At 53.1% G+C, this 15,706-nt stretch carries 17 protein-coding genes; 13 read left to right on the plus strand and 4 right to left on the minus strand.

The window, feature by feature from the left end:
- Nucleotides 1-146 precede the first annotated feature (146 nt).
- The 6 genes from rfaD to OWK27_RS11310 are packed head-to-tail and all read left to right on the plus strand — an operon-like array spanning nucleotide 147 to nucleotide 6,268.
- Nucleotides 147-1,079, plus strand: a complete 933-nt coding sequence (gene rfaD / locus OWK27_RS11285) for an ADP-glyceromanno-heptose 6-epimerase (RefSeq protein WP_148421661.1) — start codon at nucleotides 147-149, stop codon at nucleotides 1,077-1,079.
- 2 nt (nucleotides 1,080-1,081) lie between these two features.
- The gene (gene rfaF / locus OWK27_RS11290; RefSeq protein WP_252004824.1) at nucleotides 1,082-2,128 is read left to right on the plus strand and encodes an ADP-heptose--LPS heptosyltransferase RfaF; all 1,047 of its coding nucleotides are present in this window, start codon (nucleotides 1,082-1,084) and stop codon (nucleotides 2,126-2,128) included.
- 3 nt (nucleotides 2,129-2,131) lie between these two features.
- Nucleotides 2,132-3,112: a lipopolysaccharide heptosyltransferase RfaC gene (gene rfaC / locus OWK27_RS11295; protein WP_267590398.1), complete on the plus strand. Its 981-nt coding sequence runs from the start codon at nucleotides 2,132-2,134 to the stop codon at nucleotides 3,110-3,112.
- Nucleotides 3,113-3,115: 3 nt separating this feature from the next.
- Nucleotides 3,116-4,204, plus strand: a complete 1,089-nt coding sequence (locus tag OWK27_RS11300; protein ID WP_193355364.1) for a glycosyltransferase family 9 protein — start codon at nucleotides 3,116-3,118, stop codon at nucleotides 4,202-4,204.
- A gap of 8 nt (nucleotides 4,205-4,212) precedes the next feature.
- A complete protein-coding gene (locus tag OWK27_RS11305) occupies nucleotides 4,213-5,118 on the plus strand; it encodes a sugar glycosyltransferase (RefSeq protein ID WP_267590399.1) in 906 nt (301 codons plus the stop codon).
- Nucleotides 5,105-6,268, plus strand: a complete 1,164-nt coding sequence (locus tag OWK27_RS11310) for an O-antigen ligase family protein (protein WP_242174415.1) — start codon at nucleotides 5,105-5,107, stop codon at nucleotides 6,266-6,268. The genes OWK27_RS11305 and OWK27_RS11310 overlap by 14 nt, the downstream gene beginning before the upstream one ends.
- A 2-nt stretch (nucleotides 6,269-6,270) precedes the next feature.
- Here OWK27_RS11310 and OWK27_RS11315 read toward each other — a convergent pair whose 3' ends face one another.
- Nucleotides 6,271-7,245, minus strand: coding sequence for a polysaccharide deacetylase family protein (locus OWK27_RS11315; protein ID WP_148421667.1), 975 nt, complete (start codon nucleotides 7,243-7,245; stop codon nucleotides 6,271-6,273).
- A gap of 150 nt (nucleotides 7,246-7,395) precedes the next feature.
- Here OWK27_RS11315 and rfaQ point away from each other — a divergent pair, with 150 nt between their 5' ends.
- From rfaQ to coaD, 7 genes are all read left to right on the plus strand, one after another.
- Nucleotides 7,396-8,463 carry a putative lipopolysaccharide heptosyltransferase III gene (gene rfaQ / locus OWK27_RS11320; RefSeq protein WP_242174414.1) on the plus strand — a complete coding sequence of 356 codons (1,068 nt, stop codon included), beginning with the start codon at nucleotides 7,396-7,398 and terminating at the stop codon, nucleotides 8,461-8,463.
- The gene (locus tag OWK27_RS11325; protein WP_267590482.1) at nucleotides 8,463-9,590 is read left to right on the plus strand and encodes a glycosyltransferase family 4 protein; all 1,128 of its coding nucleotides are present in this window, start codon (nucleotides 8,463-8,465) and stop codon (nucleotides 9,588-9,590) included. The genes rfaQ and OWK27_RS11325 overlap by 1 nt, the downstream gene beginning before the upstream one ends.
- 2 nt (nucleotides 9,591-9,592) lie before the next feature.
- Entirely contained in the window at nucleotides 9,593-10,693 is a 1,101-nt protein-coding gene (locus tag OWK27_RS11330) for a glycosyltransferase (RefSeq protein ID WP_267590400.1), read from the plus strand.
- An 11-nt stretch (nucleotides 10,694-10,704) separates the two neighbouring features.
- On the plus strand, nucleotides 10,705-11,694 hold the full coding sequence (locus OWK27_RS11335; protein ID WP_148421670.1) for a glycosyltransferase: 990 nt from the start codon (nucleotides 10,705-10,707) through the stop codon (nucleotides 11,692-11,694).
- A 66-nt stretch (nucleotides 11,695-11,760) separates the two neighbouring features.
- Nucleotides 11,761-13,035 (plus strand): lipid IV(A) 3-deoxy-D-manno-octulosonic acid transferase, encoded by a 1,275-nt coding sequence (gene waaA, locus OWK27_RS11340; RefSeq protein ID WP_148421671.1) that lies wholly within the window; start codon nucleotides 11,761-11,763, stop codon nucleotides 13,033-13,035.
- A complete protein-coding gene (locus tag OWK27_RS11345) occupies nucleotides 13,035-13,805 on the plus strand; it encodes a glycosyltransferase family 2 protein (RefSeq protein ID WP_267590401.1) in 771 nt (256 codons plus the stop codon). Before waaA ends, OWK27_RS11345 begins: the two co-directional genes overlap by 1 nt.
- A 3-nt stretch (nucleotides 13,806-13,808) precedes the next feature.
- Nucleotides 13,809-14,288: a pantetheine-phosphate adenylyltransferase gene (gene coaD / locus OWK27_RS11350; RefSeq protein WP_148421673.1), complete on the plus strand. Its 480-nt coding sequence runs from the start codon at nucleotides 13,809-13,811 to the stop codon at nucleotides 14,286-14,288.
- A gap of 2 nt (nucleotides 14,289-14,290) precedes the next feature.
- Here coaD and mutM read toward each other — a convergent pair whose 3' ends face one another.
- The 3 genes from mutM to rpmB all read right to left on the minus strand — a co-directional run bounded on the left by mutM (nucleotide 14,291) and on the right by rpmB (nucleotide 15,599).
- Nucleotides 14,291-15,100, minus strand: coding sequence for a bifunctional DNA-formamidopyrimidine glycosylase/DNA-(apurinic or apyrimidinic site) lyase (gene mutM / locus OWK27_RS11355; RefSeq protein WP_267590402.1), 810 nt, complete (start codon nucleotides 15,098-15,100; stop codon nucleotides 14,291-14,293).
- 72 nt (nucleotides 15,101-15,172) lie between these two features.
- Nucleotides 15,173-15,340 carry a 50S ribosomal protein L33 gene (gene rpmG / locus OWK27_RS11360; RefSeq protein WP_003024094.1) on the minus strand — a complete coding sequence of 56 codons (168 nt, stop codon included), beginning with the start codon at nucleotides 15,338-15,340 and terminating at the stop codon, nucleotides 15,173-15,175.
- A 22-nt stretch (nucleotides 15,341-15,362) separates the two neighbouring features.
- Nucleotides 15,363-15,599, minus strand: a complete 237-nt coding sequence (gene rpmB / locus OWK27_RS11365) for a 50S ribosomal protein L28 (protein WP_002436699.1) — start codon at nucleotides 15,597-15,599, stop codon at nucleotides 15,363-15,365.
- Nucleotides 15,600-15,706 lie beyond the last annotated feature (107 nt).

A 15,706-nucleotide genomic window follows, 5' to 3' on the forward strand; every position in this document is an offset into this window, starting at 1 on the left:
AGTATCTCTTCTCGTTTTTGCAGCATAAATCACGTGTACCCCTGCTGCATATCGGTGAATGGCTGAAGACCGGGCATTGTGATGATATGATAAAGACATTAGCGTCCGGGATTGTCCCCGGACTCAACACTTCAAAGGTTACAGTTATGATCATCGTTACCGGCGGCGCGGGCTTTATCGGCAGCAATATTGTTAAAGCTCTCAATGACAAAGGCATCACCGACATTCTGGTGGTGGATAACCTGAAAGACGGCACCAAGTTCGTCAACCTGGTGGATCTGAACATCGCTGATTATATGGATAAAGAGGACTTCCTTATCCAGATTATGGCAGGCGAAGAGTTCGGCGAGATCGAAGCCATCTTCCACGAAGGTGCATGCTCATCCACCACCGAGTGGGACGGCAAGTACATGATGGACAACAACTATCAGTACTCCAAAGAGATCCTGCACTACTGTCTGGAGCGTGAAATTCCGTTCCTGTACGCCTCCTCTGCGGCAACCTACGGCGGCCGCACCTCTGATTTCATCGAGTCCCGCGAATATGAGCAGCCGCTGAACGTTTACGGCTATTCCAAGTTCCTGTTTGATGAGTACGTGCGCCAGATCCTGCCTGAAGCGAACTCCCAGATTGTTGGCTTCCGCTACTTCAACGTTTACGGTCCGCGCGAAGGCCACAAAGGCAGCATGGCGAGCGTGGCGTTCCACCTGAACACCCAGCTGAATAATGGCGAAAGCCCGAAACTGTTTGAAGGCAGCGACGGCTTCAAGCGTGACTTCGTCTACGTAGGCGACGTGGCGGCCGTCAACCTGTGGTTCCTGGAAAATGGCGTATCCGGTATTTTCAACCTTGGCACAGGCCGCGCGGAATCCTTCCAGGCCGTGGCTGACGCAACGCTGGCATACCATAAAAAAGGCAGCATTGAGTATATTCCTTTCCCGGATAAGCTGAAGGGCCGCTACCAGGCGTTCACGCAGGCTGACCTGACCAACCTGCGTGCCGCAGGCTACGACAAGCCGTTCAAGACCGTTGCCGAAGGCGTAACGGAATACATGGCCTGGCTGAACCGCGACGCATAAGTATGAAAATTCTGGTGATCGGCCCGTCATGGGTGGGCGACATGATGATGTCGCAAAGTCTCTATCGCACGCTCAAGGCGCGTTATCCCCAGGCGATAATCGACGTGATGGCACCCGCGTGGTGCCGTCCGCTGTTATCGCGTATGCCAGAAGTGAACGAGGCGATCCCAATGCCGCTCGGCCACGGGGCGCTGGAAATTGGCGAGCGTCGCAGACTCGGCCATAGCCTGCGCGAAAAACGCTATGACCGTGCCTATGTGCTGCCTAACTCCTTCAAATCTGCCCTTGTGCCCTTCTTTGCTGGCGTGCCGCACCGTACCGGCTGGCGAGGCGAAATGCGCTACGGTTTGCTGAACGACGCCCGGGTGCTGGATAAAGAGGCGTGGCCGCTGATGGTTGAGCGCTATGTGGCGCTGGCCTATGACAAAGGCGTAATGCGCAGCGCGAAAGACCTGCCGCAGCCGCTGCTGTGGCCGCAGCTTCAGGTCAACGATGGGGAGAAATCCCATACCTGCAACGCGTTTGGCATTTCGTCCGAGCGTCCGATGATTGGTTTTTGCCCTGGTGCGGAATTTGGTCCGGCAAAACGCTGGCCGCACTATCACTACGCCGAACTGGCGAAACAGCTGATCGACGAAGGCTATCAGATTGTGCTGTTTGGCTCAGCGAAAGACCACGAGGCGGGCAATGAAATTCTCGCCGCGCTGAGCATCGATCAGCAGGCCTGGTGCCGGAACCTTGCGGGAGAAACGCAGCTTGAGCAGGCCGTAATTTTGATTGCCGCCTGTAAAGCCGTGGTCACTAACGATTCCGGTCTAATGCACGTCGCCGCCGCGCTGGACCGCCCGCTGGTCGCGCTGTATGGCCCCAGCAGCCCGGACTTCACGCCGCCTCTGTCACACAAAGCGCGCGTTATCCGGCTAATCACCGGCTACCATAAGGTTCGCAAAGGCGATGCCGCAGAGGGCTATCATCAGAGTCTGATCGACATCACGCCGCAGCGCGTTCTCGAAGAACTCAACGAACTGCTGTTGAGCGAAGAAGGATAACGGATGCGGGTATTGATCGTTAAAACCTCCTCGATGGGTGATGTTCTGCATACGCTGCCGTCGCTGACGGACGCCATGCGGGCCATTCCCGGCATCCGTTTTGACTGGGTGGTGGAAGAAGGCTTCGCGCAAATCCCCACCTGGCATGAGGCGGTCGATCGCGCGATCCCGGTGGCGATTCGCCGCTGGCGCAAAGCGTGGTTCTCCGCACCGATTAAAGCCGAACGTAAAGCCTTCCGCGAAGCGGTGCAGGCGCAGCGTTACGACGCGATCGTCGACGCCCAGGGGCTGGTCAAAAGCGCGGCGCTGGTGACGCGTCTGGCACACGGCCTAAAGCACGGTATGGGCTGGCAAACCGCACGCGAACCGCTGGCGAGCCTTTTCTATAACCGTCGCCACCATATTGCGAAGCAGCAGCACGCCGTGGAGCGCACCCGCGAGCTGTTCGCGAAAAGCCTGGGCTATGCAAAACCTGAAGCCCAGGGTGACTACGCTATTGCACAGCATTTTTTGCGCGAGACGGAGCATGCCGAGCCGTATCTGGTGTTCCTGCATGCCACAACGCGCGACGATAAGCACTGGCCGGAAACGCACTGGCGAAGGCTGATTGAACTAATGCAACCTTGCGGTATCCATATTAAACTCCCGTGGGGCGCTGAACATGAGCGTCAGCGTGCGGAGCGTCTGGCCGCAGGCTTTACCCACGTCGAGGTTTTACCCAAACTTACGCTGGCGCAGGTTGCCGCGCAGCTGGCGGGCGCGAATGCCGTCGTTTCCGTGGATACGGGGCTAAGCCATCTAACCGCCGCACTGGATCGTCCTAATATCACGATTTTCGGCCCGACAGACCCCGGGCTGATCGGGGGTTACGGTAAAAACCAGCATCAGATGGTCAGCCCGACGCAACAAACGAAGGATATCAGCGCAGATGCTATTTTTTCATTTTTACAGGGCAGCCAGCTGCTTTCCAACAGGGATATTTAACCCATGAGTTACGTATTTCTGCTGATTTTACTCTTTCCGGTGAAGCTCTTCCGGAAGCTGTTTCGAAAAGACACGGGCAGGAACCTTGTCATTCAGACGGCCAAAATCGGTGACTTTATCAATGCGACGCCCCTCCTGGCACATCTGCAAAAAAGCGATGTGTTGATCAGCCGCAGCGTCGGCGCGCTGGCGAAGCATGACGAGAACATCGAGCAGATCTACTTCATCGAACAGCATAAGCGCAACCTGTGGCGTAAGCTCTGCTTCGCCTGCAGGATCATGAACCGTTACGATAATGTCTATCTGCTACAGCCGAATAGCGTGAATCTCTTTTTTGCCGCCGTCTGTAATGCAAAAAACAAACAATTTTTAAGCATTTACACCCGCAGATGGTATCACGGGATATTTTATCTCACCGCCGACGGTATCGTTGAGCACGGCAAAAAAACGCTATCAGTAACCAACTACCTGAAGCTGGCCGACCGTTCACTCACGTGGCAGGACTCTCCCAAACATGCCACAAAGCCGCTGTTTAAACCGGCGACCTATCCGGCCATTCTCGACAAACCTGACGTTATCCGCATCGGTATCAGTATTGCGGCAGGCAATAAAGCTAAAACGGTGCCGCCGGTTATCTGGAAGCGAATTGTCGATCGCCTAGCCGGCTTACCCTGCGAGTTTTATGTTTTCGGCGCCCCAAATGAACAGTCGTGGATGGACGATATCACCCGCCTTTACGGTGAGATCCCGAATTTTATCAATCTCATTGGTAAAATTTCGCTCGAAGAGCTTCCCTGGGCCATTTCGAAGATGGACTGCTATATCGCGTCTGATTCGGGGAATATTTACATTGCAGATGCTGTGGGCGTGCCGGTAATCATGTTATTTGGCCCATGCTGTCATTACGAGCAGCGTCCTCTCGGCGAGGTTCTGTTGATTGGTAACGATGAAAATATTAACTCTTACGTTTTTGAAACGCGTTACTACTTCAGCCAACCGAAAGAAGAGTTGTTTGCAGTAAGCGACGCGGATTTGGATAACATTGTGAGTTTATTAACGACCGTGAATAAAAATAAAAAAATAATTTCCTGAGGCGTAAAATGAACTCGTTGACCAAGCAACTGTATCGGTATACGCATAAGCGCAATATGCGACATAATGAAAATTTATGGCCCTTCGTTAAAATATCGCGTGCTGAAACCGGTGAAATATCAGAATTAAAGTATAAGGGACGCAGTATCGATCTGATCCCGCTCTCCTCACTTCACCATCGGTTCGATGGCGATATACTTATTGCGGCGACTGGCCCTTCAATCAAAGCTATCGATTTCAAGACTCTACCATCGACGGTAATCACGGCGGGCGTGAACGGTGCCTGGCACCTTCACCACGCGCTAAGTTTTTCTCTCTATTTCGTCGTTGATATGACGTTTATCGATCGTCAGACTGCATTATTGAAGCGTATTGTAAGCTGTAAAGATGTCATTCTCTTTACTACGGTTATGGGCATCGTTAAACTTATAGAGCGTTTTTCATACGACAAAATCCAGTGTGAATTATGCATCATTGAAGATATTTGTTATGAAACCTATAAACCCTCTATTAAGCAAGCTGATTTACGCGAGGTTCTAGCGGGCACGCCAGGTATCATATTTTCAGAGACACATCCTAATACAGCCTTTAGTTGTGATGTTCGTCACGGGGTCGTAGATGCCGGAACCGTGATGTATTGGGCTCTCCAGGTACTCTATTTTCTGGGCTTTAAAAAAATATATATTGCGGGGCTCGATATGAATAATTTCAATCAACCTCGCTTTTATGAAACCAATAGTACAATGTTACCAACTTTCCTTGATAAAAAGGTGAATAATATTGTCATTCCGGCGTTGATGCTGGCAAGTACTGTTTTCAAAAAAAATGAGATCACTGTCATCAATCTGTCTCCTCAAAGCGCAATACCTGACTCTGTTTTCCCCAGAAAGGATTTTACTGATGTCTTCAACTAATATTCAACGTTTTATATTCTATCCTTTTATGCTCTTTATCTTTTTGAGCATGATTTTTTGTGGCGTTTCAAAAGTAAATATTTTCTTTCACATTGCCCTTGCACTGTTTATCATCGCTATGATGATAAATCATGAGGTAAGAACGCGTTTTATTAGCGATCGTGACTTTCTACCCGCACTGGGCTTTACTGGTGCATTTTTATTATATTTCTCATTAACTAATTTTTGGGCTGATTCGTCCCACCTCAGGTCTGCGCTAACCCATTCATTTTATTTGTTTATTTTTATCTGCCTGTATCGTCAATGTGAACTACAGGACAGAAAAAAATATATCATAGGTGCAGCATATTTCGGCATTGTGGCTTTAACGATATTAACGCTAATTTATGTCAATAAAGAGCACATATTTCAAAACAGGCTATCGCGAGCTTTTCCTTTCTCTCCGGATAACGTAATTGATCTTGGAGGATACATGGCGCTGGGTATTTTATTGAGCGCCATACTGGTTCGTGAAACGCGTAACTTCTGGTTTTATATTCCAGTTCCTCTGCTTTTGGTCTGCTTGATTCTGACCCAAAGTCGAGGGCCACTCCTTTCACTTGTTGTCGCCGCGGTTGTCGCTTTCCTCTGTAAACCGAAATGGGATATTAAGCTGCTGACAGGTTCACTTATTCTACTGGCGATCATCGGTGCAAGCCTCTATTTTAGTGGCTCGCTCGATATGTTCTTCAAACGCGTAGAAGATTCTTCACGAGCAGGATCCGTCCGTTTCGGTATTTGGCAGCATGCTTTTGAAGTGGCAAAACAGAAAGCACTCTTCGGATGGGGTTTCAATAAAGAACTTCAGTTCATTAATGGTTTTGGTCAGCATGTTACCACGACGCATAGCCTCTATTTAGCAACCTTTCTAAAGGGAGGTGCGGTAGGACTGCTGCTGCTTTTAGGCATGATTTTATTTGCCGCCAGACAAAGCCTTCGCCACCTTGCAGCTAATCATAAAGCTGAAATCGCGGTTATCGTATTTGCGCTGATGTTCTACGTGACGCAGGGCATGTTTGTTATCAGCAACCCACGAGAATATTGGGTGTTGTTCTGGCTTCCTTTTGCCATTATTTTTAGTGCGCCGATAAAAACGGCGCTGCAAAAATAACGTTAAGGCGCCGATGTTTCGGCGCCTTTTTTATAAGAATAAAACTCCGCCAGCGTCATTCCCACCGTCTTATCTGATAACCAGCTAAACAGCTGCTCAAGATCCTGATACAGCCCTTCAATCGCGGCGTCATCTTTAAACGCAGGGCTTCCGCCAGGCATAAATTCCGACGAATGAAGCATAAACTCCACATAATCATTTCCCTGAGACAGGCATTGCTGCGCTACCTTAATCATCTCCTGGGCGTTACCGCCGGACGGGCGTAACCAGTTAACTGAAGGAGAGCGGTATTTACCGCGAAGACGATCGTAACCCTGCTTAAGCGAATTCAGCCATGCCGGATGTTTGTACTGGATGCTCATCGGCACTTCGAGTAAAGGGCTGTTTCCCGGACGGGAAATATCATCTGCATCTAAGAAGTAAGCGCGATCGGGGAAATGCTGGTAATTCGTTCCGCCACTTCCCTGAGGGGCGCCTTTCGCGTTACGCCAGTTCACGCGCGGCGTGACGGAGCAGTCGACCTGATAACCCAGTTCAATCAGCAGCCTGGCGTAACGGCTATCAAACGCCCAGCGCCCGGCGCGATGACTAAGCATTTTAGTCTGGAAGGTCTCTTCCAGTAAGCGGGTCATAAATACCACTTTCTCACGCATGACCTCGTCTGGAAACTCAATCAGATAAGGCTGCCAGCGCCAGTCATCACCGGTCAGATCGTGCTCAGGAGGGCTGTTCCAGGCATGGAGATGCATTCCCACCTCGCCCTGGCCCCGGGCGATTACATCTTTAGCGAACTCAATGAACACCGGCTCAACCGCCATCTCGTAGTTGGTCAGCCAGACGGGCTTGAAGCCGAAACGCTCACAAAGCGTCTGGAACCGTGCCAGATAGCGCGCATTTTTCGTTTTGATCACCCGGTGGTTTTGCCAGAGATTATCCCCTTCGGTATCGATCGTGATGATAAACGCCGGTTTTTTCATAATGAGCCCGCAAGACAAAATAGTTAGCGCTATGTTACGCACTCCCGAAAGCAGGAGTAAACCCTTCCAGGGAAATTCCTGACATTATGGAGAAAGAGTGCAAGTCGCTACCAGGTCTATTAGAATTGCCATTAGTACAACGCCGATAAGATGATGATGAATAACTTACCCGACACGCCTGATTTGCGCATTTTACTGATCAAACTTCGCCATCATGGCGACATGTTACTCACCACTCCCGTCATCAATTCGCTACGCCAAAAATGGCCAGAAGCCCAAATCGACGTGCTCCTGTATGAAGAGACGCGAGACATGCTCGCCGCGCATCCGGCAATCAATACGATTTATGGCATCGACCGTAAGTGGAAGCAACTGGGCACGCTGAAGCACCTGCAAAAAGAGTGGCAGTTGCTGCGTACGCTGCGCGCGCAGCATTACCATCTGGTGATTAATCTTGCCGATCAGTGGCGCAGCGCGATTGTCACCCGCCTCACGGGTGCCCCCGTTCGGCTCGGGTTTGCCTTTAACAAGCGCAACAATGCGTTCTGGCGTTTTTGTCATAGCGAACTGGTTTCTGTCGCCAGCCATCAGTCACTGCACACCGTTGAACAAAACCTTTCGATACTGGCACCGTTACCGGTTGTCGCCAAATCCGACGTCACCATGGCTTACCGCGCGGATGACTGGCACCATGCACAGCAAAAGCTAACGCAACAGGGTGTGGGAGAGCGCTACATCGTTATCCAGCCCACCTCACGCTGGTTCTTTAAGTGCTGGGATGAAGGGAAAATGGCGCAAACTATCGCCGCGCTGCAGCAGGACGGCCACACTGTCGTCCTGACGGCGGGACCGGATAAGAAAGAGCTGGCGATGGTAGACCGCATCCTTGCCGCCTCCCCGAAAACGGGTGTTGTTTCGCTGGCAGGACAGTTAACCCTGCGCCAGCTGGCCTCGCTCATCGACCACGCCAGCCTGTTCATTGGCGTTGACTCTGTTCCTATGCACATGGCCGCCGCCCTGCAGACGCCCTGCGTGGCGCTATTTGGCCCATCAAAATTGACGTTCTGGTCGCCATGGCAGGTAAACGGCGAGGTTATCTGGGCCGGGAATTACGGCCCGCTTCCCAACCCTGACGCCATTGATACGAAAACCACCGAACGCTATCTCGACGCCATTCCCGTTGATGCTGTCGTCTCTGCCGCAAGGAGATACCTGTGATGAAGCCTCATCGCCTGGCCATTGTGCGTCAAAAATATCGCCCGGATGGCGGAGCAGAACGTTTTGTCTCCAGGGCACTCGCTGCGCTGAGCAATCAGAACCTTGAGCTGAACGTCATCACCCGCGAGTGGCAAGGCGAAAAACAGGACGACTGGCATATTCATATCTGCGATCCCCGGAAATGGGGTCGCATCAGCCGCGAGCGCGGCTTTGCGCAAGCCGCGCGAGCCCTGTGGCAACAGCAGCAGTTTGATATTGTACAGAGCCACGAGCGTATCCCGGGCTGCGATATTTACCGTGCCGGCGACGGAGTGCATCGCCGCTGGCTGCTACAGCGTACGCGTATACTTCCCGCCTGGCGCGCGAAGCTGCTTATGCACGATCGCTATCACCGCTACGTGATGAACGCGGAACGTGAAATGTACCAGGCTCCCGAGCTAAAGGCGGTTATCTGTAATGCGGAGATGATCAAGCGCGAAATCGTCGAAGACTTTGATATTGACGCAAAAAAGATACATGTGATTTATAATTCAATAGATTCCAGCCGCTTCGTTCCGGCAGAAGAGAGACAGCGCGCCGTACTGCGTCAGCAATTTGGGCTACCCGCCGATGCCGTCATTTTCTGCTTCGTGGGGTCAGGGTTTGAACGCAAGGGGCTGGCGAGCGCTATCCAGGCTATTGCAGGGACATCGGCATGGCTGATTGTGGTCGGTCAGGATAAAGCGGAAAGCCGCTATCGCGACCTCGCCCGTTCATTAGGCTGTGAGGGGCAAATCCGTTTCCTGGGGATGCAAAAAGAGACGCTGCCGTTTTATCAGCTTTCCGATGGTTTACTGCTGCCGACGCTGTATGATCCTTTCCCTAACGTCATACTTGAAGCAATGGCCTGTGGATTACCCGTCATTACGTCAGAGAGCTGCGGTGGGTCAGAATTTATTGAGCAAGGCCAGAACGGGTTTTACTGTGATGCACTTGATATTCGCACCCTGAAGGAGGCCGTCGTGTCCATTCCTTCTCTGGAAAAGAATAACAATATGGGGCTTGCGGCGCGCGAACGCGTCAGAGAAGCAACGCCAGAAAAACTGTCAAGTCAGCTTATTTCGCTTTATCAAAAATTACTGGATTAATAATGCGCATCCTAATGATTATTGATGGTTTACCCGGTGGAGGAGCCGAAAAAACGGTTCTCACCCTCTCCAGCGGACTGACGGAACTGGGACATCAGGTTACCCTTTTCTCCCTGCGGAAGGTGTGCGACTACGCCATTCCGGAAGGCATCAATTTTCAGGTTGTGCAGGATACGTGTAAAAAACCCTGGCGCAAGCTGACAGAGATCCCGCGGCGCGCCCGCTTACTGGATCGCGCTATTGAGCGGGCTGAGCGCAGCGGTAAATTTGACGTGGTCTTCTCGCACCTCCATAAAACCGATCGTATCGTGGCGCACAGCCGGGTGCTGGATCGGGACAAGGTGTGGTTCTGCGTACACGGGATGTTCTCGTTCTCCTATTTACGCCATCGCAGCGGCCTTTCCCGCTGGTTTAAACATTCTAAAATTCGACATACCTACGAAAACCGCAACGTTGTCGCGGTATCCGGAGCCGTACTGCACGATCTCTCAGAGACGCTCGCTATCCCCCTGCGACGCAAAGCGGTGATCCATAACCCCTTTGATATTCCTGAAATTCAGCGTCTGGCAGAAGCGCCTTTTGAGATGCAGGGGCAGAATTACATTATCCACGTTGGCCGTTTTCATGAGCACAAACGTCACGACCGCCTGCTGCGGGCGTTCGCGCTAAGCAAGATCGACACAACCCTGGTGATGATGGGCAACGGCTCCGCAACGAAAATAGACCAGCTCAGGCAGCTTGCCGCCGGGCTTGGCATTGAAAACAAGATCATTTTCCGCCCGTTCGAAGCCAATCCCTACCCGTGGATCAAAGGAGCACGCCTTTTAGTGTTAAGTTCCGACTGCGAAGGTTTTGGTAATGTACTCGTGGAGTCAATTATCTGTCAGACTCCACCGGTCAGTACAAACTGCCCTGGCGGCCCTGCTGAGATCCTCACCGGCCCCCTGGCCCGCGGTCTGACGGCGTTAACAGACGAATCACTGGCGAAAACGCTGGCAGAACTGTATGCCTCTCCGCCGGTGGTTGATCGCGACACGATTGCCTCGTTCGGTATCAACGCCATTTGCCGGCAATACATTGCTTTGGTCGACACCCAAAAATAATCAGGTTTCATATGCAAAATTCAGCGCCATTATTAAGCGTGGTGGTTGCCGTTTATAACGGTGAAGCTTTTCTTGATCAGTTCTTTACCTGCCTTGTAAATCAAAACATCGACAGTATGGAAGTCATCATCGTCAATGACGGCTCCACCGACCGTTCGATGCAGATCGTCGATAACTGGCGCGAAAAGCTGCCGGATATGCAGGTCATTGAACAGCCTAATCAGGGCGTTTCCATCGCGCGTAATACCGGCCTGGCCGTTGCGACCGGCCGCTATCTCTCCTTCCCGGATATTGATGATGTTTTCAGACCCGGCATGTATCAGCGCCTGCTGGATATGGCCGTCACGCAGAATCTGGACGTCGCCACCTGCAACGGCAACTACGTCTGGGAAAATAACAAGAAACCGTCTCGCCCCATCTTCCCGGAAGACAAGCTCGCCTCAACGGGCGTTATGAATGGCGCGGCATGGCTAAAAAAGGCGCTGGACTCGCGTAAGTTCCTGCACGTTACCTGGCTGAATATCTATCGCCACGATTTCATTCGCCAGAACGGCTTCCGCTTCGAGCCCGGCCTGCGCCATCAGGATATTCCGTGGACTACCGAGGTGCTGCTTGCTGCGGAACGCGTTCAGTACACCAGCGAACGCTTTTATGACTACTACATTCACTCCGCTTCGGTATCGCACACTCCGGATAACGACGACACGCTTATCCGCTCAGCGCGCCATTACATGAAGATCCTGAAGATGCTCGATGCCATTAACCAGCGCTATCCGGATAAAGTGAAAAATATCCCTGCCTGCCACTGGCAAATCGCTAAAGAGGGGCTGGGGATTATTCATACCTTCGATAACATGAAGGATGAGGCGAAGAAAGCAATGATAATCAAAGAGTTCTTCGACACCGGGATCTGGAAGCTTATCTGGAAAAGTGCCAAAAGCCCGCGTTTGCGCTGGCGCCTGGGCCGACGCTACTTCCGTTTAAAACGGTATCTGGCATAAGAGATAGCTTTAGCACGCTTAAATGCTTAGAATTTCCCGGCCGAAACTAAAAAAACGGATAATCGCTTGGAATTGTTGTATACCGCCCTGCTCTACATCATTCAGCCACTGGTGTGGCTGCGACTGTTGCTTCGTAGCCGTAAAGCGCCTGCGTACCGTAAACGCTGGGCCGAACGCTATGGCTTCTGCCGCAATAAAGTCGCGCCGGACGGTATTCTGCTGCATTCCGTATCCGTCGGGGAAACGCTGGCGGCCATTCCGCTGGTGCGCGCCCTGCGCCACCGTTATCCGTCACTGCCGATCACCGTCACCACCATGACGCCGACGGGCTCAGAACGTGTGATGTCCGCATTCGGTAAAGATGTCCATCACGTCTACCTCCCGTACGATCTCCCCTGCGCCATGAACCGTTTCCTGAACACCGTTCGCCCCAAACTGGTGATCGTGATGGAAACCGAGCTGTGGCCGAACATGATTTCCGCCCTGCATGCCCGTAAAATTCCTTTAGTTATCGCGAACGCGCGTCTGTCAGAGCGTTCGGCGAAAGGCTACGGCAAGCTGGGTAAATTTATGCGTCGCCTGCTCAGCAAAATCACGCTGATCGCCGCGCAAAATGAAGAAGATGCCGCGCGCTTTATCGCCCTGGGCCTGAAACGCAACCAGCTTGCGGTAACGGGTAGCCTGAAATTCGATATTTCCGTCACGCCTGAACTCGCCGCCCGTGCGGTGACGCTTCGTCGACAGTGGGCGCCGCGCCGTCAGGTCTGGATTGCCACCAGCACCCACGACGGTGAAGAAGAGATTATTTTGCAGGCTCACCGCAAGCTGCTGGAAACCTTCCCGGACCTGCTCCTGATTCTGGTTCCTCGCCATCCGGAGCGTTTTAAAGATGCCCGCGAAATGGTGCAAAAAGGCGGTTTCAGCTTTACCCTGCGCAGCAGCGGCGAAATCCCCTCTGGCAGCACGCAGGTCGTCATTGGCGATACGATGGGTGAACTGATGCTGCTGTACGGCATTGCGGATCTCGCCTTTGTCGGCGGCAGCCTGGTAGAGCGCGGCGGCCATAACCCGCTCGAGCCGGCCGCGCACGCCATTCCGGTGCTGATGGGGCCACACACGTTTAACTTCAAGGACATCTGCGCGAAATTACAGCAGGCCGATGGCTTAATCACCGTCACCGACGCAGATTCGGTGGTCAAAGAGGTCTCCACCCTCCTGACCGACGAAGATTACCGCCTGTGGTACGGTCGTCATGCCGTTGAGGTTCTGCACCAGAACCAGGGCGCGCTGACCCGTCTGCTGCAGCTTCTGCAACCCTATCTGCCTCAGCGGAGCCACTAATGTCAACGCGTCTGTCGGTGGTGATGATCGCCAAAAACGCCGCCGACCTGCTTCCGGATTGCCTGGCGTCTGTAGACTGGGCTGACGAGATAATCCTTCTTGACTCCGGCAGTACGGACAACACGCCAGACGTGGCCCGTGCAGCGGGGGTAAACGTCTATACCGACACCGACTGGCAGGGTTACGGCATTCAGCGTCAGCGCGCGCAGGGTTACGCCACGGGCGATTACGTGCTGATGATCGACACCGACGAGCGCGTTACCCCGGAACTCCGACAGGCCATTCAGACGGTACTTGCCGCTCCCCAGCCTGGCGCGGTCTACAGCATCGCGCGTCGTAACTATTTTCTTGGGCGCTTTATGCGCCACAGCGGCTGGTATCCAGACCGCGTGATGCGTCTCTACGAGCGCGAACGCTACCAGTACAACGACAGCCTGGTTCATGAGTCTCTGGCCTGTGACAACGCCAGGGTCATTCCCCTGACGGGCGATCTGCTTCACCTGACCTGCCGGGATTTCGCCAGCTTCCAGCGTAAACAGCTGAACTATGCCACCGCCTGGGCACAGGAGCGGCATGCGCGCGGCAAGAAAGCCTCGCTTACCGGGATCCTCACCCACACGCTGGGCGCGTTTCTGAAAACGCTGCTGCTGCGCGGCGGCGTGCTGGACGGCAAGCAGGGCTGGCTACTGGCGGTGGTGAATGCCCAGTATACTTTCAACAAATACACCGAGCTGTGGGCGCTGAACCGCGGCTACTCAGAGAAAACGTGAGCCATGAGCACAAAAGCGATTTATCCGGGTACCTTCGATCCGATCACCAACGGTCATCTTGATATCATCACCCGTGCGGCGTGTATGTTCGACAAGGTCATTCTGGCTATTGCCGCCAGCCCGAGCAAAAAGCCAATGTTCGATCTGAACGAACGCGTGGCGCTGGCATCCGGGGCGATTGCGCACCTGCCGAACGTTGAGGTCGTCGGGTTCAGCGATTTGATGGCAAATTTTGCCCGCACCCAGCAGGCCAATATACTCATCCGCGGCTTACGTGCCGTGGCGGACTTCGAATATGAGATGCAGCTGGCGCACATGAACCGCCACCTGATGCCGGAGCTGGAGAGCGTGTTCCTGATGCCCTCCAAGGAGTGGTCTTTTATCTCTTCTTCACTGGTGAAAGAGGTCGCGCGCCATCACGGGGACGTTACCCACTTCCTGCCGGATAACGTCCACCAGGCGCTGATGGAAAAATTAAAGTAACGTTACTTCTGGCACTGACGGCAGTAAAACGTGGCGCGCTGGGCGTGCTTCGTGGCAATTATCGGCGTTCCGCAGGCTCTGCACGGTTCACCTTTACGGCCGTAGACCTGCAGCTCCTGCGCAAAATAGCCCGGCTTCCCGTCGCTTTGCAGGAAATCCTTCAGCGTCGTCCCGCCCTGCTCAATCGACCGCAGCAGCACCGCTTTAATGACGCTAACCAGCAGTTCGCACTCCTGCGCCGACAGCGAAGAGGCCAGCCGATCGGGATGGATCCCGGCGGCAAACAGCGATTCGCTGGCGTAAATATTCCCTACGCCCACCACCAGCCTGTTATCCATAAGCCAGGGTTTAATCGGGGTTTTCTTCCTGGCGCATTTCTCTTTGAGGTATTCCGCGTTAAACGCCTCTGAGAGCGGCTCTGGCCCGAGATGCGCCAGCACGTTGTGCCCTTCAAGCTCTTTGGCCCACAGCCATGCGCCAAAACGCCGTGGATCGGTATAACGCAGCACTTTGCCGTTGCTCATCACCAGATCGACGTGGTCGTGTTTTTTCGCAGGCAGGTCCTCTGTGAGGATACGCAGGCTTCCCGACATGCCCAGATGGATGATGATCCAGCCGTCAGGCAGTTCCAGCAACAGGTATTTAGCGCGGCGCTGGACGCTCAGGACGGGTTTGTCGCTTAACGCATGGATCTCATCGGAAACCGGCCAGCGCAGACGCCCGTTGCGAACGACAGCATGCAGAATAGTCGCGCCGACCAGATGCGGCTCAATACCGCGGCGGCTGGTCTCTACCTCAGGTAATTCAGGCATGGTTCCTCCGTTGAGATGCAGAATGCAAAAAACCCCGCAGATGCGGGGTTTTTCAATACAAGGAGACTAAAATTATTTGATTTTAGCTTCTTTGTACAGTACGTGCTGGCGTACAACTGGATCGAATTTTTTCAGTTCCAGTTTTTCCGGCTTAGTACGTTTGTTCTTCGTGGTGGTGTAGAAGTGACCTGTACCAGCAGAAGAAACCAGCTTGATTTTCTCGCGAATACCTTTAGCCATGATTTATTTCCTCTTTAAGTACTTAGTACTTTTCGCCACGGGCACGCAGTTCGGACAGAACTGTATCGATGCCTTTCTTATCGATTACACGCATACCTTTAGCAGATACGCGCAGGGTGACAAAACGCTTCTCGCTCTCAACCCAGAAACGGTGAGAGTGCAGGTTCGGCAGGAAACGGCGTTTAGTCGCGTTCAGTGCGTGGGAACGGTTGTTACCGGTCACCGGACGCTTGCCAGTAACTTGGCAGACTCGGGACATGTCTATTCTCCAAAAATCAAATTAGCTCGAGCTTCGTATGGGGTATCGGCGCCTCGTCAGGCTTTACAGCCCGGTCATCGCATAGTTCTATTGAACTCTCGATTGCC

Source organism: Enterobacter cloacae complex sp. 2022EL-00788 (assembly GCF_026627565.1).
GTDB lineage: Bacteria > Pseudomonadota > Gammaproteobacteria > Enterobacterales > Enterobacteriaceae > Enterobacter > Enterobacter pasteurii.